23 protein-coding genes are annotated in these 22,902 nt (G+C 38.2%); 8 read left to right on the plus strand and 15 right to left on the minus strand.

Translation table 11 applies throughout. From position 1 onward, the window contains the following. Positions 1-220: 220 nt before the first annotated feature. The 6 genes from H514_RS0116230 to speE all read right to left on the minus strand — a co-directional run bounded on the left by H514_RS0116230 (position 221) and on the right by speE (position 6,740). Positions 221-1,270, minus strand: a complete 1,050-nt coding sequence (locus tag H514_RS0116230; RefSeq protein ID WP_027447912.1) for an AimR family lysis-lysogeny pheromone receptor — start codon at positions 1,268-1,270, stop codon at positions 221-223. 123 nt (positions 1,271-1,393) lie between these two features. Next, a complete protein-coding gene (locus H514_RS0116235) occupies positions 1,394-2,491 on the minus strand; it encodes an AimR family lysis-lysogeny pheromone receptor (protein WP_027447913.1) in 1,098 nt (365 codons plus the stop codon). Between the two features lie 53 nt (positions 2,492-2,544). Next, complete coding sequence (locus tag H514_RS0116240) at positions 2,545-3,627, minus strand: AimR family lysis-lysogeny pheromone receptor (RefSeq protein WP_027447914.1); 1,083 nt, start codon at positions 3,625-3,627, stop codon at positions 2,545-2,547. Positions 3,628-3,677: 50 nt separating this feature from the next. After that, positions 3,678-4,760: an AimR family lysis-lysogeny pheromone receptor gene (locus H514_RS0116245; RefSeq protein ID WP_027447915.1), complete on the minus strand. Its 1,083-nt coding sequence runs from the start codon at positions 4,758-4,760 to the stop codon at positions 3,678-3,680. A 267-nt stretch (positions 4,761-5,027) separates the two neighbouring features. Next, positions 5,028-5,900 carry an agmatinase gene (gene speB, locus H514_RS0116250; protein WP_027447916.1) on the minus strand — a complete coding sequence of 291 codons (873 nt, stop codon included), beginning with the start codon at positions 5,898-5,900 and terminating at the stop codon, positions 5,028-5,030. 12 nt (positions 5,901-5,912) lie between these two features. Continuing rightward, positions 5,913-6,740 carry a polyamine aminopropyltransferase gene (gene speE / locus H514_RS0116255; RefSeq protein WP_027447917.1) on the minus strand — a complete coding sequence of 276 codons (828 nt, stop codon included), beginning with the start codon at positions 6,738-6,740 and terminating at the stop codon, positions 5,913-5,915. 230 nt (positions 6,741-6,970) lie between these two features. Here speE and H514_RS23280 point away from each other — a divergent pair, with 230 nt between their 5' ends. Beyond that, entirely contained in the window at positions 6,971-9,040 is a 2,070-nt protein-coding gene (locus H514_RS23280; RefSeq protein ID WP_051255177.1) for a transglycosylase domain-containing protein, read from the plus strand. Positions 9,041-9,213: 173 nt separating this feature from the next. Here the strand turns inward: H514_RS23280 and H514_RS0116265 are convergent, their stop codons facing one another. From H514_RS0116265 to H514_RS0116280, 4 genes are all read right to left on the minus strand, one after another. Next, positions 9,214-9,759, minus strand: a complete 546-nt coding sequence (locus H514_RS0116265) for a YwhD family protein (RefSeq protein WP_027447918.1) — start codon at positions 9,757-9,759, stop codon at positions 9,214-9,216. A 165-nt stretch (positions 9,760-9,924) separates the two neighbouring features. Further along, positions 9,925-11,961, minus strand: a complete 2,037-nt coding sequence (locus H514_RS0116270) for an ABC transporter permease subunit (protein ID WP_027447919.1) — start codon at positions 11,959-11,961, stop codon at positions 9,925-9,927. Between the two features lie 162 nt (positions 11,962-12,123). Continuing rightward, positions 12,124-12,618 carry a YwgA family protein gene (locus H514_RS0116275; RefSeq protein WP_027447920.1) on the minus strand — a complete coding sequence of 165 codons (495 nt, stop codon included), beginning with the start codon at positions 12,616-12,618 and terminating at the stop codon, positions 12,124-12,126. A gap of 13 nt (positions 12,619-12,631) precedes the next feature. After that, positions 12,632-13,927, minus strand: a complete 1,296-nt coding sequence (locus H514_RS0116280; RefSeq protein WP_027447921.1) for an HD domain-containing protein — start codon at positions 13,925-13,927, stop codon at positions 12,632-12,634. A gap of 380 nt (positions 13,928-14,307) precedes the next feature. On the opposite strand from H514_RS0116280, the gene H514_RS0116285 reads away from it, so the two are divergent. Both H514_RS0116285 and H514_RS25315 read left to right on the plus strand, forming a co-directional pair. Next, positions 14,308-15,138 carry a lipoate--protein ligase family protein gene (locus H514_RS0116285; protein WP_027447922.1) on the plus strand — a complete coding sequence of 277 codons (831 nt, stop codon included), beginning with the start codon at positions 14,308-14,310 and terminating at the stop codon, positions 15,136-15,138. 93 nt (positions 15,139-15,231) lie between these two features. Further along, positions 15,232-15,354 carry a hypothetical protein gene (locus H514_RS25315; RefSeq protein ID WP_267879776.1) on the plus strand — a complete coding sequence of 41 codons (123 nt, stop codon included), beginning with the start codon at positions 15,232-15,234 and terminating at the stop codon, positions 15,352-15,354. 125 nt (positions 15,355-15,479) lie between these two features. On the opposite strand, the gene pta is transcribed toward H514_RS25315, so the two are convergent. Beyond that, a complete protein-coding gene (gene pta / locus H514_RS0116290) occupies positions 15,480-16,451 on the minus strand; it encodes a phosphate acetyltransferase (RefSeq protein ID WP_027447923.1) in 972 nt (323 codons plus the stop codon). 235 nt (positions 16,452-16,686) lie between these two features. Between pta and hemQ the strand changes: the two genes are divergently transcribed. The 3 genes from hemQ (at position 16,687) to H514_RS0116310 (ending at position 18,638) form a co-directional block, all read left to right on the plus strand. Next, a complete protein-coding gene (gene hemQ, locus H514_RS0116295; protein ID WP_027447924.1) occupies positions 16,687-17,430 on the plus strand; it encodes a hydrogen peroxide-dependent heme synthase in 744 nt (247 codons plus the stop codon). A gap of 349 nt (positions 17,431-17,779) precedes the next feature. Continuing rightward, a complete protein-coding gene (gerQ, locus tag H514_RS23285; protein WP_051255178.1) occupies positions 17,780-18,283 on the plus strand; it encodes a spore coat protein GerQ in 504 nt (167 codons plus the stop codon). A gap of 106 nt (positions 18,284-18,389) precedes the next feature. Then, positions 18,390-18,638 carry a hypothetical protein gene (locus H514_RS0116310; protein ID WP_027447925.1) on the plus strand — a complete coding sequence of 83 codons (249 nt, stop codon included), beginning with the start codon at positions 18,390-18,392 and terminating at the stop codon, positions 18,636-18,638. Here the strand turns inward: H514_RS0116310 and H514_RS0116315 are convergent. After that, positions 18,635-19,003: a DUF423 domain-containing protein gene (locus H514_RS0116315; protein ID WP_027447926.1), complete on the minus strand. Its 369-nt coding sequence runs from the start codon at positions 19,001-19,003 to the stop codon at positions 18,635-18,637. The genes H514_RS0116310 and H514_RS0116315 overlap by 4 nt on opposite strands. Before the next feature lie 26 nt (positions 19,004-19,029). After that, positions 19,030-19,332, minus strand: a complete 303-nt coding sequence (locus H514_RS0116320) for a DUF5327 family protein (RefSeq protein WP_027447927.1) — start codon at positions 19,330-19,332, stop codon at positions 19,030-19,032. A 236-nt stretch (positions 19,333-19,568) separates the two neighbouring features. Between H514_RS0116320 and H514_RS24040 the strand changes: the two genes are divergently transcribed. Both H514_RS24040 and H514_RS0116330 read left to right on the plus strand, forming a co-directional pair. Next, positions 19,569-20,498 (plus strand): M23 family metallopeptidase, encoded by a 930-nt coding sequence (locus tag H514_RS24040; protein ID WP_051255179.1) that lies wholly within the window; start codon positions 19,569-19,571, stop codon positions 20,496-20,498. 28 nt (positions 20,499-20,526) lie between these two features. Next, entirely contained in the window at positions 20,527-20,934 is a 408-nt protein-coding gene (locus H514_RS0116330) for a bactofilin family protein (protein ID WP_027447928.1), read from the plus strand. 29 nt (positions 20,935-20,963) lie between these two features. On the opposite strand, the gene H514_RS0116335 is transcribed toward H514_RS0116330, so the two are convergent. Together H514_RS0116335 and H514_RS0116340 are read right to left on the minus strand one after the other, a co-directional pair. Beyond that, entirely contained in the window at positions 20,964-21,410 is a 447-nt protein-coding gene (locus H514_RS0116335) for a GNAT family N-acetyltransferase (RefSeq protein ID WP_027447929.1), read from the minus strand. Next, positions 21,411-22,748, minus strand: a complete 1,338-nt coding sequence (locus H514_RS0116340) for a sodium-dependent transporter (protein ID WP_027447930.1) — start codon at positions 22,746-22,748, stop codon at positions 21,411-21,413. Between the last annotated feature and the right edge of the window lie 154 nt (positions 22,749-22,902).

Consider the following 22,902-nt stretch of genomic DNA (forward strand, 5'->3'; position numbering starts at 1 on the left):
GCGGAAGAACGGAGTGACGAGACCCCGCAGAGAGCTTGCGAATGAGGAGGCTCGGCGCTTCGTCCGCAGGAAAGCAACCCGTTCCACAGCCCGCCTATCTGCACAAAAGCAACGGAACCATACGCACTTTATCTCGAAACCAAGTCTTCAAGATAAGGGGGCTAATATTGAACACCGACATAACAAAAAAGCCTAAGGTCAAGACCCCAGACTTTTCTCGCTAATGATTTTGATTCTCTTTTAATTTCCGCAACTCCATTAAAGGAAGCTTCGCAAAGAAGAAATGGCCTTCTTTGATAAACTCGTTATAAACTTTGTTCAATATCTCCACATCGCCCAGTGCTTTTCCTAAGTAGTACTGTTGTAACTTTGATGGGTTTTCAATTTTACTTAGTACCTCTACCGCTTCATCGATGTTCCCTTTTGCGATAGACAGATGAGCATTTTCCACTGGATCGCTTGTTTGGATCCCTTCATAAATTCCGTTTACAGCTGAGATAAACGGAATATTTAGTTCACGTATGGAGTGGCTAAATCGATAACCGTTTCGATCGGAAATCGCTATAGCTTCATGACAGTGATACATCGCTTGGTCATAATCCTCTAGCATATATGTTAAAGCCAGAACAACATGGATCCCACACACTTTGAAGGAGTTATTCGAATTTTTCACTAACCGAAATCCATAACGTCTACTTAAGATTAATTCATTTCGATAAAAATGATAATAAAACCAAAAATCATCTAATCTTTCTTGAAAATACATCTCCATTAAAGGGTCTTCGATCGCGTTGACCTGATCAATTAATCTTGTAAAATAACTAGCCCCTTTTCCTGTTTCTCGTAAGTCGTAATAGCTATATATCGTAAGGAGCGTCTTGTACACTTCTACTTCTTGACTTTCAGGTTTCATTCTTTCCATTTTTTTAAGGATCGTATATGGATCAACGTGCTCTCGTTTTCGGTTTATCATAATCTCAAAAATATCTGCCCACTGACGATTTTCTAGCACCTCAGAAATTCGATTATGCTCAATCATTTTATTTATATCTTCAAAAAAAGAACTGGAATACAAAAATTCTAGGCTCTTACGTTGATTTTCTTCCGAAGTAGATGAGAGGCAAAATTCTTTCACTAGATGTAATGCTTGATTCAATTCATATTGGGACGTTAACGTTTTATAAACCATATAAAGTGATGATTCATTCCCATTATTTCGAAAGGGTTCGAAAATGACATCAACATTACAGCATCGTTCTGTATTACTCATTTTCTCCCCCTCCTTTGAATGAATTATTGGTCTAATTCTATTGTAAATGAAAGTTATACAGATTGTTATTATGAAATATCATCCATTAATGTAAAATAATAAAAACCTTTCTAAAGGGTTCAATCATTCCTCCAAAAAGGTTTCTACTATGGATATATCACGCTGGTTCTTAGGTCCACTTATATTTTCTCTTAACTTTTGGATCTCAGTAAAAGGTAGTTTAGCTCCAAAGTAATCGCCTTGTTGAATGAACCGATTATAGGAGTTCATTAGCCGCGCCTTATCTTTTAAAGCCTTCCCCAAATAATATTCTTGATATTGACTTGGGTTTTCGATTTTCTCCAAAACGCTTAAGGCTTCGTCAATATTCCCTTTGGCTATATTAAGGTGAGCTTGTTCCACAGGATTGGTGGTTGAAATTCCTTCATACTTTCCATTCACAGCTGCTATAAAAGGGATATTGTTATTTACAATCCCATCCTCAAGTAAGGTATAGCCCATTTCCTTTGCAATCCTCAAAGCTTCATTGATATGATACATCGCTTGTTCATAGCTTTCAAAAAGGTAAGTAAGTGCTATATTCCGATGTACAAGACAATTCTTATAAATATTGTGAGGTTTCTTCAAAAGACGAAAGCCATACATACGGCAAAGGATTAACTCATTACGCTGAAAATGGTAAAAGTAGTGATAGTCTTCCATTCTCTCTTGAAAGAACATCAACATGAGAGGATCTTCAACTTGTTCGATCAGGTCATTTATAGAATCTAAATAATTCGCTAATTTCCCGCTTTGTCGTAGCTCATGATAGCAATAAATTGTAATGAATTGTTTGTATAGTTCGACATATGAACTTACTGGCTTAATGTTTTTTATTTGGTCCAGGATTTGATAGTGATCAACATTCTTCCTTCTTCTTGTTATCAAGATATCAAATAACTCTGCCCACTGACGATTTTCGATTCGTTCTGACTTCTTGTTGATTTCGATCATTTCATCGAGTTCTTTAAAGAAACTTCTCATATATAAAAACTCTAAACTTTTTCGTTGGTTTTCAATTGAAGTAGATGTTAAACAGAAATCTCTCACCAGATGCAAAGCTGGATCAGGATCGTATTGAGCTGTAAAAGCTTTATAAACGATCGAAAGAGGTGACTCCTCCTCATTCAATCTAAAGGGCTTGAAAGCTTCATGTTGATTCTCTATATTATTATCGCACATGTTTCAGCCCTCCTTGTTCATCGAATCTACTCTCTTTCATCCAACGTAGTTTTTTATGCTAAGCGATGTTCTTCCAAAATTTCAATATCTAGTTTCCGAATACGTTTAATCTCGTGAATAGGAAACTGTGCTGCAAAATGGTTACCACTACGCGTAAAACGATGATACGCACTCAATAAACGGTCCATATCATTAAGAGCTTTACCTAAATAGTATTCTTGGAAAGGACTTGGCTGTTCAATTTCTTCTAAAACTTTTACAGCTTCTTTTATATTGCCTTTAGCGATATCTAAGTGCGCTTGCTCTATAGGATCTGAGGTTGTAACCCCTTCATATACGCCATTCACTGCTGCAATAAAAGGAAAATTTTTATCCGTTACAACGTGACTTAATCGAGTGTAACCATTTTGTTCTGCTATGCTTAAAGCTTCATTCGAATGATAAAGGGCTTGTTCATAATTTTCAAGTGCATATGTTAATGCTAACTTTTGATGGGCAACGCAATGTTTAAACGTATTATGTGTTCTATTAATAAGACGATATCCATACTTCCTACATAAAATTAGTTCATTACGAAGAAGATGGTAAAACATTAAAAAGTCCTCTAATCTTTCTTGAAAATACATGACCATTAATGGATCATCTATCGCATTCGTAAGCTCATGTAAGGTATCAAAATAACTACCAACTGTTCCATTTTTTCTTAAAGTATTATAACTGTATACTGTAAGGAACACCTTAAGTACCTCGACCTCTTGACTCAATGGTTTGAGCTTATCGAGGCCTGCTAACATCTTATAGGGGTCTAGCTTCTCCCCAGTCTTTCTTCTCTCAAGCATTATGCCATAGATATAAGCCCATTGACGGTTTTCCTCATTTTCCGATTTCCTGTTCACCCTAATCAATTCTTCCAATTCATCGAAAAAAGAGCTCATATACAGAAGCTCAAGTCCTCTTCTTTGATTTTCAACAGATAGAGAAGTTAAGCAAAATTCTTTTAATAGCGCTAGTGCTTGATTCGAATCATACCTAGTCATCATCGCTTTATATACAATATGAAGAGATGTTTCATTCCCATTTTGTCGGAAGGGCTTAAAAATGGTTTGTGTATCTTGTATTTGGTTGTTGTCCTCCATTTCATCCCCTCCAAATCGTAGAATGTTTCTCTATCATCGATTATAGTTTCTTATGCTAAACGGTCTTCATCCAATTGGTCCCTATCTATTTTTCGGAGTCTTTTGATCTCCTTTATAGGGAACTGTGCTGCAAAATAGTACCCCGCCCGAGTAAACCGGTGATACGAACTTAATAAACGATCTATATCATTTAATGCTTTCCCAAGATAATACTCTTGGAAAGGACTTGGTTGATCGATACTTTCTAAATAGGCTACAGCTTCATCTATATTCCCTCGAGCAATATTTAAATGAGCTTGTTCTACTGGATCAGAAGTCGTAACCCCTTCATATCTTCCGTTAACAGCTGCAATGAACGGAATATTATCTCTTTTCACCGTTTCAATTATCATTGTGTAATCATATTTTTCTGCTATCTGCAAAGCTTCATTTGCATGATAGATTGCTTGCTCGTAGCTCTCTAAAGCATAAGATAAAGCAAGACTTTTATGAACGACACTGTGTTTAAATGTGTTATTCATCTTATTTAAGAGACGATAGCCATACTTTCTACTTAAGATTAATTCATTGCGCATAAAATGATAAAACATTAAAAACTCTTCTAATCTTTCTTGAAAGTACATCGCCATTAAAGGGTCGGCTATCTTGTTATTCAGCTCATACAGTGTATCTAAATAACTACCGACCTTACCATATTGCCTTAAATCCAGGTAACTATACAACGTCATAAATAACTTAAGTAACTCGACATCTTTACTGAATGGTTCTATCTTATCTAAAGTAGCTAATATTTTAAATGGGTCTGTTCTCTCCCCACTAAGTCTTCTTTCAATGATCATCTCATACATTTGAGCCCATTGATGGTTTTCCTTGTTCTCTGACTCTCTATTTATCTGGATCATCTTTTCTACTTCATTAAAAAAGGAGCTCATATATAAAAGCTCGAGTCCCCTTCTTTGATTTTCAGCTGATATAGAGGTTAAACAAAATTCTTTTAAAAGCACTAAAGCTTCATCCGAATCATATCTTGCCATCAAAGCTTTATATACAATATAAAGAGACGTTTCATTCCCATCACTTCGAAAGGGGGCGAAGATGGCCTTTTGATTATGTATTTGCTTGTTATCCTCCATTCTTCTTCCCCTCCTCTTCTAGAATGTACACTCTTTCATCCAAGGCTATTGATTTACCCTTTACTACTTCGAAACATTAATAGCTAAAATTTTACACTTATTTACGTATAAGCAATATGACACAGTTTAATCGTTTTCACAAGTAGTAGACACACTTTTCTCAAAGTAAGAAATTTCAGAAATTTCTATGTGCAAAACTACTTTAATGTATATTAAAAAAGAGCCTATTCTGAAGGGAGGTTAAGCATCTTCAGGATAGGCTCTTACCTATTTCACCCAACCTAGTAAGATCTCACGAATGCATTTACTAGCTGCAATTTGAGTTTTTTCAGTTGGGTCATATGCTGGCGCTACCTCAACAAGATCAGCACCAATAACGTTTATATCTGAGTTAGCCATTTCATGAATGGAAGCTAACAGTTCCTTAGAGGATATACCTCCAGCTTCTGCTGTTCCTGTACCTGGTGCATATGCTGGGTCCAGGACATCAATATCAATCGTGACATAAACATTCCGACCAGCTAACTTAGGTAGTACTTCTTTCAATGGTTCGAGAACCTCATACTTTGCCATGTACATACCACTTGATTGTGCATATTGAAACTCTTCACGCATTCCTGAACGAATCCCAAATGAATATACATTTTCAGGCCCTATCAGCTCACAAATTTTACGCACGGGGGTGGAATGAGAAAGGGCTTCTCCTTCATATTCCTCTCGCAAATCAGCATGAGCATCAATATGAATGAAAGCCATATCTTCATATTTCTCATGAACTGCTTGAACTACTGGCCATGTCACTAGATGCTCACCACCAAGTCCAAGCGGAAATTTATTTTGATTCATAATTTTTCTTACATAGTCTCGGATCATCTCAATACTTCTTGCTGCATTTCCAAAAGGTAAAAGCATGTCTCCAGCATCAAAATAAGAAACTTCTTCTAAGTGCTTATCTAAATAGGGACTATACTCCTCTAAACCAATGGAAGCTTCTCGAATTCGGTTAGGACCAAATCGGGACCCTGGTCGAAAACTAACTGTCCAGTCCATTGGCATACCATACATAATAACATCGGACTCTTCAGCTGTTGGACGACTCATAATAAATACTTTACCTGAGTAGGCTTCATCAAATCTCATTTGTTCCCACTCCTATTCTGTCAAATCTTTTACAAACTTCGGTAGTACAAAAGATGCCTTATGCAGTTCTTTTGTATAGTATTTCGTTTCCAACTCATGAAAGCGACTTTCAGGTACTTCTAACGGATCTTGTGTTTTACTTCCCATCGTGAATGTCCATAGACCACTTGGGTAAGTCGGAATATTTGCTGTGTATAAGCGCGTTACAGGAAAGATCTCTTTCACGTCCTGATACACTTGTTGTATAAGGTCTGCTTTGAACCATGGATTATCTGTTTGAGCTACTAAAATCCCATCTTCTTTTAAAGCATTCGAGATTCCAGCATAAAATCCTTTTGTAAACAAATTTACAGCTGGTCCTACAGGTTCTGTGGAATCAACCATAATGACGTCATATGCCGCTTCACTTTGAGCGATGTGCATAAACCCGTCATCCACCTTTACTTCAACCCGTGCATCCTCTAAATCACCAGCTATTTCAGGAAGGAACTTCTTTGAATACTCGATGACTTTACCATCAATTTCAACGAGTGTAGCCTTTTTCACTTCAGGGTGTTTTAAAACCTCGCGAATAACGCCTCCGTCTCCACCACCAACGACTAAAACATGTTCTGGATTTGGGTGTGTAAACAGTGGAATATGAGCCATCATTTCGTGATACACAAATTCATCTTTCTGCGTGGTCATGACCATACCATCTAACGTCAGCATATTCCCCCACTCTTCTGTTTCTAACATATCGAGCTGCTGAAAATCTGTTTGTTCAGTATGGTGCGTACGTTTGACCTTCGCAGTAATACCGAAGTTATCTGTTTGTTTTTCTGTGAACCAAAGCCCCATTCAAAAAACCCCTTCCGTTCCTTTGTTTTCTTATCTATCATCATACATTGTTATTTTTCAATCAAACAATCAAATTATAGAGAAACCAGAAAAAAAATCAAGTGTTTTTCCACCTATTTAACTCTCTTAGTTTAAAACATCTTATTATTACCCATACTGAAAAACAAATGCAAAGAAAATATAAAAGCGGAGCTGGACGGTTTATGTGTCGGGCATAGGGGAGATCAAATATGGAGCAAAATCTACCACGTCGCAATTATAAAAAAATTTTTTGGAAATGGTTTGGACTACCAACAGTTACGCTCATTGGACTGTTGGTCTTAAGCGTGTCTTCCCTTCTGTTATATTGCTACATCCTTGGCGCTCCTTCCCTACAACATCAGGAGAATACGGTGTTCTATAGTCATTCTCAAGAGGTCATGGCTGTTGAGCATGGTTTGGAAAATCGTTATTGGATCTCACTCGATGAAATGTTTCCCGCATTTATTCAAGCCACGTTGCAAACGGAAGATCGCCGTTTCTATAAGCATTTTGGGTTTGATATTAAACGAATTGTTGCTGCTGCTCTTCACGATATACGAGCTATGTCCAAGGTTCAAGGTGCTAGCACGATCACTCAACAGTATGCTCGAAACCTATACTTATCCCACGAAAAAACTTGGGCACGTAAAGTGAAAGAAGCCATTTATGCGGTACGTCTTGAAATGTTTTATGATAAAGAAAAAATTTTAGAGGGCTACCTGAATACCATTTATTATGGTCATGGTGCGTATGGCATCGAAGCAGCAAGTCGGTATTACTTCCATAAAAACGCAGATGAACTAACCTTATCTGAAGCTGCTTTATTGGCAGCAGTGCCGAAGGGGCCTTCCTATTACTCGCCTTATTCGCATTTTGATAATGCCAAGCGTCGTCAGGAGCTTATTCTTTCTAATATGCATAAAGGCGGCAAGATTTCAGATAAAGAGCTTTTAAAGGCTAAACAAGAACCAATCAAACTTGCTACAAATCCTTCAAGGTCAAAGAAAAATATAGCTCCTTACTTTCAGGATCTCGTTATGAAAGAAACTATGAAAAAGATTAATATGGATACAGAAGAAATTAAGTCAGGCGGCCTCCATATATACACGACACTGGATATCTCCAAACAACACAAGCTAGAGCGTACCATTCGTGAGAACATGGAAGAAGATTCGGAAATGCAAATTGGAGCCATGAGTATGAACCCAAAGACAGGCGCAGTTTTATCAATGGTTGGTGGGAGAGATTATGAGGAAAGTCCATTCAATCGGGCTGTTCAGGCAAAACGTATGCCTGGATCCACATTCAAGCCATTCTTGTACTATGCAGCTCTGGAAAATGGGTACACACCTGCAACAACACTCATGAGCCGTCCAACTTATTTTGAACTTGAAGATGGTTCCGTATATGAGCCGAGTAACTATAACGGTTATTATGCATACGAACCCATCACACTTGCTCAAGCTATCGCTTTATCTGATAATGTGTATGCTGTTAAGACGAACGTTTTCCTAGGAGAAGAAACGTTAGTAGAGACAGCCAAACGCATGGGAATTGAAAGCTCACTACCAGCTGTACCTTCTCTTGCGTTAGGCACCGCTTCTGTTTCGGTTGAAGAAATGGTATCTGCATATAGCGTGATTGCTAACGGAGGTAAAGAAGTAGAACCCTATACCGTAGAAAAAATCACGGATGCACATGGGCATGTCTTATATGAAAAAGAACATAAAAAGAAGAAGCAAGTGATTGATCCATCTCTCGCTTTTGTTCTGACCCATTTAATGACGGGGATGTTTGATCAATCGTTAAATGATTATATGCGAGTAACAGGCTCAAGTATTGCGAATGATTTAACTCGAACATACGCCGGCAAATCCGGGACCACTCGTACGGATAGTTGGATGATCGGTTTCAGCCCTAAAGTAACAACCGGAATCTGGACGGGCTATGATCAAAATAAACCGATTGAAAAGACGAAAGAGCATCAATATGCCAAAGATATATGGGCTGAATATATGGAAGGCGTACATGGGAAACAGGCTTTCGAAGCGTTCAAACCTTCCGATGGGGTTACAGGCGTATATATCGATCCCAATAGTGGTCACCTTGCTACACCTTACTGCCCAAATCAACGACTCGCCTATTTTGTAGAGGGGACAGAACCTGAACAATATTGCGATGTGCACATTCCTGATGGTACTGAAGGATATGAGAATGTAGAAAAGAAAAATAAGAAAAATCCGAAGTCTATGAGTGATGTGTTAGATTGGCTGTTTTAAGGGTGAATTCCTCTAAAATAGAAAAAGGTCGGCTGTGTGGGCCGACCTTTTTCTGTGTCCTAGTAAACATGCGTGTGTGAGACCCATGTGTATCATATTTTACAAACTCCTACTCAAAACCTCAAGATATTCCTCCATGATTTATCCATCATTCACAAAACATTCACAAATTGTTAACCTTGGTTCTCCAAGGCTTCCTTCAATTCATCTGAGGAGTTATCCCACATTTCCTTACTGTGCTCTTGCAAGAAGTTCTTCAATATTTTTTTGGACTCGTCATCCATGTGTTCAACAATAATTTTCCCTTTAAGCGATTTATCCATATTGTTTACATGCTCAGGAAGTGATTTGTAACCGCGACGTATCTCATGGTCAATCACCATTTCACACCCTGTTACTCCAGTGTAAAAAGCACCTTCAGGATTCTGGTCTACTGTAACCCAAACAATCCAGAACAACTTCCCATTTGGGGCATTTTCGCGGTCTGGCTTAAATTTAATACGCTTTTCAAGTTTACTCCTTGCATGCAAAGCACCCATATCTACGTATGCTTCGCCTTCGTTTGGATCTACCATAACTGGGGATACGTTTTCTAAAGAGATAGATCCGACACCATAACCTCCATGACCATCGGTAGAGTCATCTTTCAGTATGGTAAATTGATTCTTCTTTTTATCTGATTTTTCATTTTCGTTTGAGAACTGATCAAAAGATTTCATAAGTATGCTTCCTCCTTATTTAGTAGGACGATGTTTTACTCATTCTAACACATCTGCCCTGCTCAATTCATATAGTAAGGACTTCCATGATTAAGCACATAAAAAACATGCGATTTTCTTAAATCACATGTTTTTTAAATGAATATATTTTGAGAAACAGATTTATCACAAGTGCTGCGATCTATTACCTCCATGAATAAATGTGAAAGCTTCTCGCTCTGAAGGTTGCTTTTGTTCTGGCTTTTCGCGTTTCTTACGTTTAAACCTTTTCATATTCGGAATGCCAACGCCAATACGATACTGTTGGACTTCCTTCATACCTTGCAGCATAATTTGCATCGCAATAATACTCAATACAAACGCTATAAATACAGGGTAAACGATCCACCAGTTTGACGTCATCATCTCATTCTTCATCCCACTAATCATTCCTGACCACTCATATGTGGAGGAGGTTGGTGGGGTTTTGAGAAGTCCATAGAATACCTGCGTACCCCCAAAGAACAACTTAAATAAACCAAGATGGACAAAAATTAAGAGTACTTGGATAAACTGTTGGCCAAACAAAACGCCTAACCTCGGTGCCATATGTGGCATGATATGTGTCTTGATAATATGCCACCAATCCCCTCCCATTGTCCGGGCACTAATCATGTATTCCCTTTGGAACAACATCTTCACTTCATTTCCCACTAATACTGTAATAAGAGGGACAACTAAAACCGTTAACAACACAATTTGATAGGTGATTCGTTCAATTTCCGTGTATCCCCAGCCATTTGGCCCTTTCCACAGAACAGGATAAAGAAGTAAGTATGCAATAACTGTTAAAGGAATGAAGTGCATACTATCGACTACTTTATCGATGAATCGTTTGAATTTGCCTTTAATTAAGAATGCATATGGAATAGCAATAATCGCTCCTAATACAATCCTAAGCAATGCAATAATCGTGGCAAATATAATCGTGTACTTAGCACCAACTAAAATTTGATCAAAAATACTGAAACCAAGACGATCCGAACCAAGAGGTTGTTCCTCTGAAGGGGGATGCGGAGGCCCACCTTTTAATGTCCCATCCTCATTATAGGTGTAACGCATTTGGGAAACAGAGTCTTCTACAAAGATTGACTGATAAAAACTCATTAAGACTAAACCTAGTAGGAACAAGAATCCTATTAAGAATTTCATGTTCTTAAAATAGGGCTTCAGAGAATTAGCAGTACTCTTTGCCCATCTGCGAAAACTTCCTCCTTCAATCCTCACATGAACCAGCGGATGAAGTGCATATTGAAGAGCAGGAATGATTCCCTTAATCTTTTCTTGCAAACGAACTTTTCTATTCTTTACAACCTCTGACCTTTCAACCTTTTCCTTTGTGAACATCTCTGCAATAGAGAAGATAAAGAAAAACGGGGTAAATACATAAAATAACGCCATTGCAATTACCATTGGACTAAAACCAGCGTAAATATAATACATGATCCCTTGTATATTAAAGATCCACTCAACCACAAACAAAGAGGAAAGTGCTGCCCAAATGATTATTTTAGAATGAAATAAAGCGTTAGGCGCCATGTTGCGGATGATATGCTTGAATATAACTCCAGAAAATTTGACACCTTTACTTTTAGCAAACTCTACATATTGCTCCCGTTTTTCCTCTTCAAAATACATCATTACGATTTTATAAAATGAAACGGTTGGAAGAACAGCCAGGACAAACATCGGTAAGGCGACTATCTTTTGGTCAAACGTAGTGAATTCCATCACTAATATGCCTGTCTGTTTATAAATATAAACAATTAGCAATTGAATCATAAAGGCAAACATTAAATCAGGTATCGCTTCAAATATGTTCATAATACGTTGAATAAATGACACAACTGGCTTAGGTAGATACAGCGTGATGATCGCCAATACAAATGCAATAAAGAACCCGATAATAATAGCGCCTAATAATATTTTCATGGAATACATGTAAGGATCCCAAAGAAAGGTAATGATATTCTCTCTATAGCTTTCTAACTGATAAATCCAAGTCTCCGCTTCAAATAACTTTTCTATGAAAAGCATAAGCTCCTGGATAAGAGGGCCTATTTGCAACATCCCTCCCCTTCCCATGGATGATGGTGCAACACTGACTAACATGATCCCAATTAACCCTAGTATGTAGTAAATAAATAACTTGATTAATCTCATGATGGCTCCCCCTAAAATTCTATCTGGATATAAATACAAGTAGTCTATTAGACGAATGAGAATGGGAAAAGGTTCAAACAAAATCGAATTTTTAGAAAAATTTTAACAAATAAATGAGGTTGCTAGACTGATATCAGCCTAGCAACCATTCTGTAAATCGATCTATTGTTTTATTTTATCTATAAAGTCCGAAGCTTCTTGTATTTCTTCATCCGTATAATTCAAGCTACTCTTAACCGTTTTAACTTTCTCTAGCATTTCATCTTTCGGGAACGTATCGAAATACATCATAGTCGATACAAGTTCTAGAAAGCGTGAACTATAACCATTCATTTGTTCAATTAACTCTGTCATAGGAGGTATCTCTAAGTTGTAATGCTCTAGAAACTCTTCACCATCACCTGTAAGTTCATAACGATATTGATGATAGCCACTCTTCTTCTCACGCGTTTCCTGTAAAAAACCTAAATTACACAGTTCTTCTACTCTAAGCGTCAGTTCTTCTGAATAAGGTCCATAGAAATGAAATTGATAGCGTTCTTCAAATGGATATCCACACTTTTTAAGGATGTAAATCATTTTTTGAAGCTTTTTACGTCCAATAACCTCTTCACATTGCGAAAAGAACGTTACCAACTTGGCATGATCCGTCAACAAAACCCTTCATCTCCTATCCGTACAAAATTTCCAAAATGCGCTTCTTTGTCTTACTTCGGTTCGATAACCCTTCCACTAAGTCACGTGGAAAATATAATTTATGATCTGTTCGCTTTTTCCCCGATATCGCTTCGACAATATCTGATTGTCTTGATAGCTCTTTTAATTCTTCATTTGGCATTAACAAATGAATCGGTAAACGTTCTCCATCTTCCCCTGGTCGATAAAAGTCATAAGGTAAGTCCGACGAGGAGTCTACTACGAGATAATAATCAGGATCAATACCTGCTTTTTGGAAAAGTTGATGGAGTTCCATCCACTCACTCATTTGTTGGTTTGGATTAAATTCCACATACTTAAATAAATGACGATCCACAAATCGATTACATAAATCTCTTAAGATCGGATCCTCTTCCTCTTTCCATATCTGAAAATAATACATGGTAATCGACTCATCTAGCTTTAAATAATCATCTAAGTCGACTTCACCTGAGAAGAAAGAGCGAAAGTGAACAGGCTCTAATGAAAAGGTATAATTGCTTTCATAAAGCTCTTTTGCTCTATGTAAAATCTTCGTCAAAATGACTTCTGCACTTCGAGTAACCGGATGAAAATAAACTTGCCAATACATTTGATAACGACTCATGATGTAATCTTCTACGGCATGCATACCACTTTCTTTAACGACCACTTGATCTTCCATAGGGCGCATAACTCGAAGGATACGCTCCATATCAAAATGGCCATAACTAACACCTGTGAAATAAGCATCCCGCTGCAAGTAATCCATTCGGTCTGCATCAATTTGGCTTGAAATCAAACTAACGACTAGCTTGTTCTCATACGTTTTGTTAATCACATCGGCAACCTTTTGAGGGAAGCCTTTGTCAACACGACTCAGAACATGATTTACACTTGTATTCCCCAAAATGATTTTTCGAGTAAAATCTTCATGATCTAACTTAAAGACTTTCTCAAACGAATGAGAAAATGGGCCGTGTCCTAAATCATGTAATAAAGCGGCACTTAAGCACAAAAGACGTTCTTCATCATCCCAATGTGGTCGGTCTTTGAAATTCTCAATAATACGACGAACAATTTCATATACACCCAAGGAATGATTAAAACGACTATGTTCTGCTCCATGAAAGGTTAAATAAGAAGTTCCTAGCTGTTTGACACGCCTTAAACGCTGAAATTCTGGTGTACCAATTAAATCCCAAATCACCCGATCCCGAACATGGATATACCTGTGCACAGGATCTTTGAATACCTTCTCTTCATTTAACTTTTCGTCTTTATAAGCCATATCTACTGCCCTTCCTAATCCGACCAATATTTGTTCTATTATATACTAATTTTTCCACAGAACAAAACGAAAAATGACACCTTTTTATTAAGATGACACTGGGATTACATACTATCTAACTGATCGTTCCGTTTTCTAGCTTCTCTATTTATGATTAAGAAGAATGCTATTATCTTTACCCTATTTTAATCCAAAATTAATCTTAAAAAAACACCTTGACATTTTGTAGAAGCCTCTTGATATTTTGAATGACTAGGGTCTAGCAGAAATAAAAAATTTATAGATTACACCTAATAGACATTTCATTTAATGGAAAGGTGCATAAAAGGCTATTTCTGATATAATTACGTTTGTAGTAATGATGACAAAGGAGAACGCTCATGCAAGACTTACATGATTTACTTCAACCTGATACTTATAGATTCATCGACCAGAGTGAACTAGGACCGACTTTTTCTGCCATGCAGTCCTTTGCAACAGACGACGCCTTATCGATGTCAGTTGGACAAGGTTCTTCACCTACTGTTGCACGTTTGTGGGTCCACCATAATACGATTGTTTTAGGAATCCCAGATGCTAAGCTCCCTCATATCGATGAGGGGTTACAGTACCTTTACGACCAAGGATATAAAGCTGTTGTACGAAACTCAGGTGGTTTAGCTGTCGTTCTTGATCAGGGCGTGTTGAATTTATCTTTTGTTTTTCCTGATTCAAAGGATGTGGATATTCACGAAGGGTATGACGCAATGGTGCAATTCATCAAGCGCTTATTTCAAGAGGAAGGTTACCCAATTGAGGCGTTCGAAATCACCGGATCGTACTGCCCTGGAACATATGATCTGAGTATAAATGGGAAGAAATTTGCGGGTATTTCACAGCGCCGTGTGAAGAATGGATCTGCTGTTCAGATTTATTTATGTGTTGAAGGTAGTGGTTCTGAACGAGCGGCCCTTATTGAACAGTTTTATGAAAGAGCGATTCAAGGTGCGGAGACGCGGTTCACTTATCCTGTAATCAAACCTGAAACCATGGCTTCACTTTCTGAGTTATTTCAAAAAGAACTTACTGTACAAGATGTGCGAAATCGCATTTTGTTTTTATTAAATAAACTAAGCAACCGAATCATTACTGATCCTATGAATGGTGAGGAGATGGGTTGGTTTGAAAAACGTTTTGATCAAATGATTCAGCGGAATGAAAAAGCACTATAAAAACTTTAGAATGCTTATTGAAAAGAGCTTGGGGTACCAAGCTCTTTTTTCTTATATTTTTTTTGGGGGGCTTCAAGCATAGTAGGTTATTGGATGAGGTCGGTTTGGTTTGATGCTGTTTTCGCTCGGGTTGGCTCTGCTTTCGCTCGGGTCCGCGCTGCTTTCGCTCGAGTTCGCACTGCTTTCGCTCGGGTCCGCACTGCCCCCTCTCACTAAGAACCTCATTCAAGATGTATGCCATTCAACGTAATAATCATCACAGAAAAAAAGCACATGTGAGTTCAGAAATCACATGTGCTTTAATATAAGTCATTAACTCAATTACTCAGATTCGTTCTACCTTACAAAGACTGCGCTGCAGTAATTAAGGCAAGCTTATAAACATCGTCTGCGCTGCAACCGCGGGATAGGTCGTTTACTGGTGCGTTAAGACCTTGTAGAACTGGACCTACTGCATCGAAACCGCCTAGGCGTTGAGCGATTTTATAGCCGATGTTGCCTGCTTCAAGGCTCGGGAATACAAACACATTTGCATCGCCCTGAATTAGAGAATTAGGAGCTTTTTTCTCAGCAACAGATGGAACAAACGCTGCATCAAATTGGAACTCGCCATCTACTGTAAGCTCTGGATTCTGTTCTTTTGCAAGGTTTACTGCTTCTGTCACTTTTTCTGTTTCTGGGGACTGAGCAGAACCTTTAGTTGAGAAGCTTAGCATTGCAACTCTTGGGTCGATATCGAAAAGCTTCGCTGTTTCTGCACTAGCTCCTGCAATTTCAGCAAGGTCTTGACTGTCAGGAGAAATGTTAATCGCACAATCTGCAAAAGCGTATTTCTCATCATCACGTACCATGATAAAGATACCTGATGTTTTCTTAATGCCAGGCTTTGTTTTTATAATTTGTAAAGCTGGGCGTACCGTATCTGCTGTAGAATGCGCAGCACCGCTTACAAGACCATCAGCTTTACCCATATACACAAGCATTGTACCGAAGTAGTTTTCATCTAGTAAGATTTCACGCGCCTTTTCTTCAGTTGTTTTACCTTTACGGCGCTCAACAAAACTCTGAACCATCGCATCAAAATCTTCATAATTCGCCGGATCTACAATGTCACTTTTTTCAATATTCAAGCTTAATTCAGATGCTTTCTGTTTCACTTCATCTTCATTCCCGACTAGTACAGGTTTCACAATTCCCTCTTCACCTAGTTTACTTGCCGCTTCTAAAATACGTTCATCTTTACCTTCCGGAAGCACGACACGCTTATCGGAACCAGATAATTTATCTCTTAAAGAATCGAATAGATTACTCATATTATAGATCCCTCCATCACTAATCTGTTATATATGATAAATCTTTTTGTGTTCAAACGAAAGTGATGGCAATGGAAAGTGGAAAATGTTTTTATTTTCAAACGATTCATTACCATATAATAAGTTTACCCTCACGTACCTTCACTCTCACTTTTAAGCGTTTCCTAATTCCGTAAAAGTTATGTTATAGTTAAAGCGAATGAGTGATTATTTTGACGTAAAGGAGCGACGAAATATGCCAGAAGCAGTAGAAACATTAGATGGCTGGTATTGCCTCCACGACTTACGCTCAATTAACTGGACAGCTTGGAAAAAAGCGACAAGTGATGAACGTGAGTCAGCCATCTATGAATTTAACCAACTTTTAGAAAAGTGGAATCAAACTGAGAAAAATAAAGAAGGTAGCCATGCCTTATATACAATCGTCGGTCAGAAAGCTGATCTGATTATGATGATTTTACGTCCAACTATGGATGAACTTAATGAAATCGAAACTGAATTCAACAAAACAAAGCTTGCTGAATTCACAGTTCCTACTTACTCTTATGTATCTGTTGTGGAACTCTCCACTTATATGGCAAGAGGAAAAGATCCAGAGACAGATCCAGAACTTCAAGCTCGCCTAAAGCCAATTCTGCCAAAATGGGAGTACATTTGCTTCTATCCAATGGACAAGCGACGTGAAGGAAATGATAATTGGTATATGCTCCCTATGGAAGAACGCGGAAAGCTTATGTATTCACACGGCATGATTGGCCGTAAGTATGCCGGGAAGGTCCGTCAGATTATCACAGGGTCTGTAGGCTTTGATGATTGGGAATGGGGTGTAACCCTATTCGCTCACGACGTACTTCAATTCAAAAAGCTTGTATATGAAATGCGTTTTGATGAAGTAAGTGCACGTTATGGCGAATTCGGGTCATTCTATGTTGGTAATCGACTTAAAGAAGAAGAAATCCCTCAATTTCTCCATGTATAATCATTTAAATGAAGATGCTTGAACTTCAATGTTCAAGCATCTTTTTTTATTCCTTTATTCCTTAATATTTTTTCATATCTTCATAACTCAGCACATATACATTTTTCTAAGAGGATTGTGAGTATGACCCTAAAAGGAACACTCCTTTTTTTAGGTCATATGCTGAATGTTGGGAAGAAAAACTTCTCAGAACAAGTTCACAATGTTTTTCAAAGCCTTAGAGGATATTGTCTTGCATAGTCAGTAAGACAATACAACGAAGGGTGGTATATGTCAGATTGGTTCTGCACCCCACTACAATCCGAATATCCAAAGGGCTTTTTAACTATGGAAAGGAGTGTATGACAGCATGAGTCATTCAAAACAAGGGGGATCGTACGGATACGGTCAAGGAGGTTATCCTATGTACCCACAGCAGCAAGTTCAAGGAGCAAGCCAGCCCATGATGTATCCTTACCAAATGGGGCAACAAATGCCACAACAGCAGATGCCCCAGCAACAAGGTATGCAAGTACCCCCTATGCAAAGCGCGCAACCTAAAGGGTACACGGACTTCCCTGGCATGTTGCCTGAAGAAGAATCGTACATTGAAAACATTTTACGCCTGAACAAAGGCAAACAAGCGACCATTTATATGACATTTGAAAATAATGAAAATTGGAATGCTAAAGTTTTCAAAGGAATTATTGAAGCCGCCGGTCGTGATCACATCATTATCAGTGATCCAGACACAGGAATGCGCTACTTGTTATTGATGGTTTACCTTGACTACATTACATTCCCAGAAGAAATCAATTATGCGTATCCATACGGAGGCAACACAACGAACATACCAAATAATAACCAGCCTTAGAATTACCAAACCAAAAAAGGTACCGTGCTCCGCCTGCTTTGTTGAAATGACCTCAACAACATACAGGCTGAACACGGTACCATTAACATATAAAGGAGTTAAGCTTATGCAGCACCCCTCTTTAAAGTTCGTAAAACTACAATTTGCCATGATGGGACTGGCTCTTTTTTGTGGAATCATTGGCTTAGTAAATGATGGGTTTTCATTTTTTATTTTACTTATGTTTTATACCTTATCTTTAAGCTTCCTATTTGAAGGGTTAGCTCACCTCACCAGACAAGATATGGGTGTGTTTTTACAACAGATGATCCGGGCCATCATCATCATTTTATTTTCAACAATCTTATACTTCTAAAGAAATTTCATCACTGCATACCCAAGGATTACCCAACCTATTAAAAAGGACACGCCTCCTAATGGAGTAATCATGGCAAAGGTCTTAATTCCTGAAATACTATAAATATACAGACTACCAGAAAACAGCAAAATTCCTACAAAGAAGAACCAACCAGATGTTGCAATATTACCACCAGTCATCCTTCCCATTAACACTCCAACAATCAAAAGAGCCATCGTGTGGAACATCTGATAATTCACTGCCTTCTCCCATGTTGCCAAGGCCTTTTCGGAGATCTTTCCTTCAAGTCCATGAGCTCCAAATGCTCCTAAAGCTACTGCCAGAAAGCCATTAATAATACCAAGTAGTAAAAACAATTTCATCTTTATTCTCCTCCCCTAACTATGAATTAAAAGTCGAATAAGGACTCCCCATTCGCTTCTTCATGATCAATTTCTTGTTTTGGCTTAGGAGCTGGTGTAGGTGTCTCTGCTCCCTGTGGTTGAGAAGTCGATGCAAATGATGATTGATTGGTAACAACGCTAGATTGCATCATTTTTGGTGTAACTGAATCATCATCTAATATTAAATCCCCTAACAACTTCACAGCTCGAACATGTTCCTTCACTTTATCCGGTTGTTGTTGCTGGAGATTTGCTTCTTGTATTTCTTTCATCATCTTTTGTAATATTTGATCATATGAAACAGACATTATGATCCTCCTTCAATCTCTTACCTAATTGGAAAACGAACTTTCTCTTTCCGTTTAAAAGTATATCATGAATGCCCCCTCCAACAACATTTCACATTTATTCTCATAAATGGAAAATAAGACTTTATATGTAGGTAATTTATACTATTTTTTTAAAAAACTAAAGGATTTCATAGAATTTTGTCGAAAAAAAGATTAGACCAAACCATGATAATAACAAGCTGGAGGACTAGATCTTGAAACGACTCTTACAATACCTTGCAGGCTCATGGACGTTTATGGTGATGTCCAACGCACAAAAGCGTGTATTCTCCATCAAAATCCCAAGAGCTATCGGATATCTATTCACATTATTCATACTATCACTCGGGACAGCTTTATTCTTTACATATCAACAAGCAAATTCCCTTGAAACAAACAGTCAAACTTTATCTCATAAATTAACGGATAAACAAGAGGAACTGAAATCCCTACAATCAAAATATCAAACGCTATTAACAAACGCGAACCAAACAAAACAAAAAATCGATAAACTTGTAACCTTACAGCAAGAAATGAATCAATTGGTATCTGATGATACTCAATTACATAAAGGTATGGGCGGAGATAGTCTAAACATAGAGCAACTTAATTATTCTTCAGATGAACAATCAAAGAAAAGTGAAAAGGTGGAGGATCTACAAACCATCCAACAAAGTATCCCTTCACTTGTAAACGAATATAAAGAGACTGTTTCGGAATTAAAAAGCGTTCAAAAAGAATTAGCAAGATTACCTTCTATATGGCCAACAAGTGCACGAAAAATCACTTCAAGGTTCGGCGGGAGAACTGATCCCTTTACGAAATCTATTTCTCATCATAAAGGCCTCGACATTGCCGGCCCTTACCGAACAGAGATTTACGCAACTGCAGATGGGCGTGTAAATGAAGCAAGACGCAACGGTGGATACGGAAACTTTATTTCTATTAAGCATTCCTCAGAATATACCACCCAATATGCACACTTGGATGAAATTTTCGTAGAGCCAGGTGAGAAGGTTAAAAAAGGAGATAAGATTGGAGCCATGGGTACGACTGGTAGAAGCACAGGCGTCCATCTCCATTATGAAGTCTTGATAAATGGTGAACATGTAAACCCATTACCATATGTCCTTGTAGGGCAATAATCTATAATAAAGTAGGTGCACCTTAGAGATGTTAAACAAAAAGAAACCGCAAGTAGATTCTGTGGATACAATCATTGGAGCAGATACCGTTTTTGAAGGTAAAATATCTTCGAAAACAAGCTTACGCGTTGAAGGAACCTTGCAGGGAGAAGTACACCTAGATGGTGATCTCACTGTAGGTACAAATGGAAGTGTCACCCACGATGTGCAAGCTCGCAACGTTACACTAGCCGGTCATATTAGTGGCAACCTTACCGTTTCAGAAAAATTACATATCCTTTCCTCAGGTCATTTCGAAGGCAAGGCAAGAATTGGAGCACTTGTGATTGAGGACGGCGCTGTATTTGATGGAGAGAGTCAGATGAACAAAGAAAAATCACCACAAAAACAATCTGATGAAACCAAAGAAGCTCAGCCTAAAAAACAAAAGGCTTAATCCCATAATAAAGATTAAGCCTTTTTCTTTCACTTTTCTTTTCTAAGTTTCACAAGCCAAATGCCCTCTTCTGTTTCAGCATAGGCAACGGCTTCAAAACCATGTTTTTCATATAATCGTACAGCTGGGATGTTGTCCTTACCAGTCATGATTTCAAGAGGATACATGGCTCGTTCTTCAAAGTAGTTTAGCATTGATGTGCCAATCCCTTTCCTTAAATGATCAGGATCCACACCCAAACGCGTAATGAGATAACCCTCAAATAATTTTTCATATGAAGCAAACCCGTACACCTTCTCCTCAGAAACGTATCCAATAAAGTTTTCCTCACTGCTTTGAACCTCGACCTCCCCTTCATCGAAAGGAGGAAGAGAAGTAACCCCCAGTATGTCCGCTTCAAGTTGATAGCTACGCTTTTGGAGGCCGACTATCAATTGAGCTACAGCAGGGTCATTATGATTTAATTCTTTAATCATTTAGCCTATAATCCCTATCGATTGCAAGAAGATTAAAACGATGAAGATAGGTGCAAGGAACTTAATAATACCCAACCATACGTAGCGAACACCTAGATTTGTCATATCACTGGCACTAAGCGCCTCTTTTACTGACCACTGCCATCCAACAAATAGCGCTATCGCTAATCCGCCTAATGGTAATAAGATGTTTGATGCTACATAATCCATTGAATCTAAGATACCAAGGTCTCCTATCGGTGTAACACCTGACCAAACACCAAAGCCCAGGGATACAACTACACCTAGGAAATACATGATCACACCAATAAAAATACTAGAAAAGCGTCTAGACCATTTAAACCTTCTCATAAAGTACGCTACTGGGACTTCTAATATTGAGATAGCTGATGACAATGCTGCAATGGATAATAAGAAGAAGAATAGTAATCCAACTATAGACCCGAATGGCATCTGTGCAAAGATCCCAGGTAATGTAATAAAAACAAGCGGCGGACCTGAGCTTGCACTGATGTCAAAGGCATAAACTGCCGGAAAGATTACAATACCTGCAACAATAGCAAATACAGTATCCATGATGCCTATACCTACAGTTGCTGATGGAAGCGATTCACTTTTAGGCAAGTAACTTCCATATGTCATCATAGCACCCATACCTAAACTAAGGGAAAAGAATGCCTGTCCAAGAGCTGCTAATATAACGCCACTATCAATTTTAGCCCAATTGGGTTGGAACAGAAAACGAAGGCCTTCTCCAGCCCCTTCTAAAGTGACACTATAAATCGCCAATAACACTAAAAGCACGGCTAATGTTGGCATGAAAACCTTACTTGCCTTCTCAATCCCTTTTTTAATCCCCGTTAAAACAACCAATATCGTTAGCACCATAAACAGTCCATGCCAAAATAGTGGTGTGGTGGTATTGGATATTAACCCTTCAAACGTTGCTCCATAACCTGCATCTGGTATCGTCCAAAATGATCCATTTATATAATTCCAAAAGTAGTATAACGACCAGCCAGCTACAACGCTATAAAACCCTAAAATCAAAAACGAACTGGCAATCCCCATAAAGCCTGCTAAGTACCAAGGTTTATTTGGTGCTAACTCTTTATAAGAGCCAACAACATCACTTTGGCCTTGCCTTCCAATACTGAATTCAGCCAGAAGCACAGGGATTCCAATTAAAAACACAAAGCCTAGGTATAGAATCAGGAAAGCTCCTCCGCCATTTTCACCAGCTACATATGAAAAACGCCATATATTCCCTAATCCTACAGCCGATCCCATGGCTGCTAGCATAAATCCAAGTTTTGATGCCCATTTTTCTCTTGCCATTCTTGTTGTCTCCCTTCTATATTTGGTTTGAAATAATGATTTACTATATCATAGTTCACCATTAATGACGATATATTTTCTGAAATTTCAATTTGTTTACAGTTGTTTTGCCGGCATTTTGGAGCCAAAACTTAGTGTTTGTAAAATAGAAAAG

Origin of the sequence: Pontibacillus marinus BH030004 = DSM 16465 (assembly GCF_000425225.1) — a bacterium.
Lineage (GTDB): Bacteria > Bacillota > Bacilli > Bacillales > BH030062 > Pontibacillus > Pontibacillus marinus.

What these genes read in the sequence shown, in the direction of transcription:
- H514_RS0116230 (WP_027447912.1), bottom strand. Translation starts at nt 1,270, where the DNA reads ATGAGTAATACAGAACGATGCTGTAATGTTGATGTCATTTTCGAACCC.
- H514_RS0116235 (WP_027447913.1), bottom strand. Translation starts at nt 2,491, where the DNA reads ATGTGCGATAATAATATAGAGAATCAACATGAAGCTTTCAAGCCCTTT.
- H514_RS0116240 (WP_027447914.1), bottom strand. Translation starts at nt 3,627, where the DNA reads ATGGAGGACAACAACCAAATACAAGATACACAAACCATTTTTAAGCCC.
- H514_RS0116245 (WP_027447915.1), bottom strand. Translation starts at nt 4,760, where the DNA reads ATGGAGGATAACAAGCAAATACATAATCAAAAGGCCATCTTCGCCCCC.
- speB (WP_027447916.1), bottom strand. Translation starts at nt 5,900, where the DNA reads ATGAGATTTGATGAAGCCTACTCAGGTAAAGTATTTATTATGAGTCGT.
- speE (WP_027447917.1), bottom strand. Translation starts at nt 6,740, where the DNA reads ATGGGGCTTTGGTTCACAGAAAAACAAACAGATAACTTCGGTATTACT.
- H514_RS23280 (WP_051255177.1), top strand. Translation starts at nt 6,971, where the DNA reads ATGGAGCAAAATCTACCACGTCGCAATTATAAAAAAATTTTTTGGAAA.
- H514_RS0116265 (WP_027447918.1), bottom strand. Translation starts at nt 9,759, where the DNA reads ATGAAATCTTTTGATCAGTTCTCAAACGAAAATGAAAAATCAGATAAA.
- H514_RS0116270 (WP_027447919.1), bottom strand. Translation starts at nt 11,961, where the DNA reads ATGAGATTAATCAAGTTATTTATTTACTACATACTAGGGTTAATTGGG.
- H514_RS0116280 (WP_027447921.1), bottom strand. Translation starts at nt 13,927, where the DNA reads ATGGCTTATAAAGACGAAAAGTTAAATGAAGAGAAGGTATTCAAAGAT.
- H514_RS0116285 (WP_027447922.1), top strand. Translation starts at nt 14,308, where the DNA reads ATGCAAGACTTACATGATTTACTTCAACCTGATACTTATAGATTCATC.
- H514_RS25315 (WP_267879776.1), top strand. Translation starts at nt 15,232, where the DNA reads ATGAGGTCGGTTTGGTTTGATGCTGTTTTCGCTCGGGTTGGCTCTGCT.
- pta (WP_027447923.1), bottom strand. Translation starts at nt 16,451, where the DNA reads ATGAGTAATCTATTCGATTCTTTAAGAGATAAATTATCTGGTTCCGAT.
- hemQ (WP_027447924.1), top strand. Translation starts at nt 16,687, where the DNA reads ATGCCAGAAGCAGTAGAAACATTAGATGGCTGGTATTGCCTCCACGAC.
- gerQ (WP_051255178.1), top strand. Translation starts at nt 17,780, where the DNA reads ATGAGTCATTCAAAACAAGGGGGATCGTACGGATACGGTCAAGGAGGT.
- H514_RS0116310 (WP_027447925.1), top strand. Translation starts at nt 18,390, where the DNA reads ATGCAGCACCCCTCTTTAAAGTTCGTAAAACTACAATTTGCCATGATG.
- H514_RS0116315 (WP_027447926.1), bottom strand. Translation starts at nt 19,003, where the DNA reads ATGAAATTGTTTTTACTACTTGGTATTATTAATGGCTTTCTGGCAGTA.
- H514_RS0116320 (WP_027447927.1), bottom strand. Translation starts at nt 19,332, where the DNA reads ATGTCTGTTTCATATGATCAAATATTACAAAAGATGATGAAAGAAATA.
- H514_RS0116330 (WP_027447928.1), top strand. Translation starts at nt 20,527, where the DNA reads ATGTTAAACAAAAAGAAACCGCAAGTAGATTCTGTGGATACAATCATT.
- H514_RS0116335 (WP_027447929.1), bottom strand. Translation starts at nt 21,410, where the DNA reads ATGATTAAAGAATTAAATCATAATGACCCTGCTGTAGCTCAATTGATA.
- H514_RS0116340 (WP_027447930.1), bottom strand. Translation starts at nt 22,748, where the DNA reads ATGGCAAGAGAAAAATGGGCATCAAAACTTGGATTTATGCTAGCAGCC.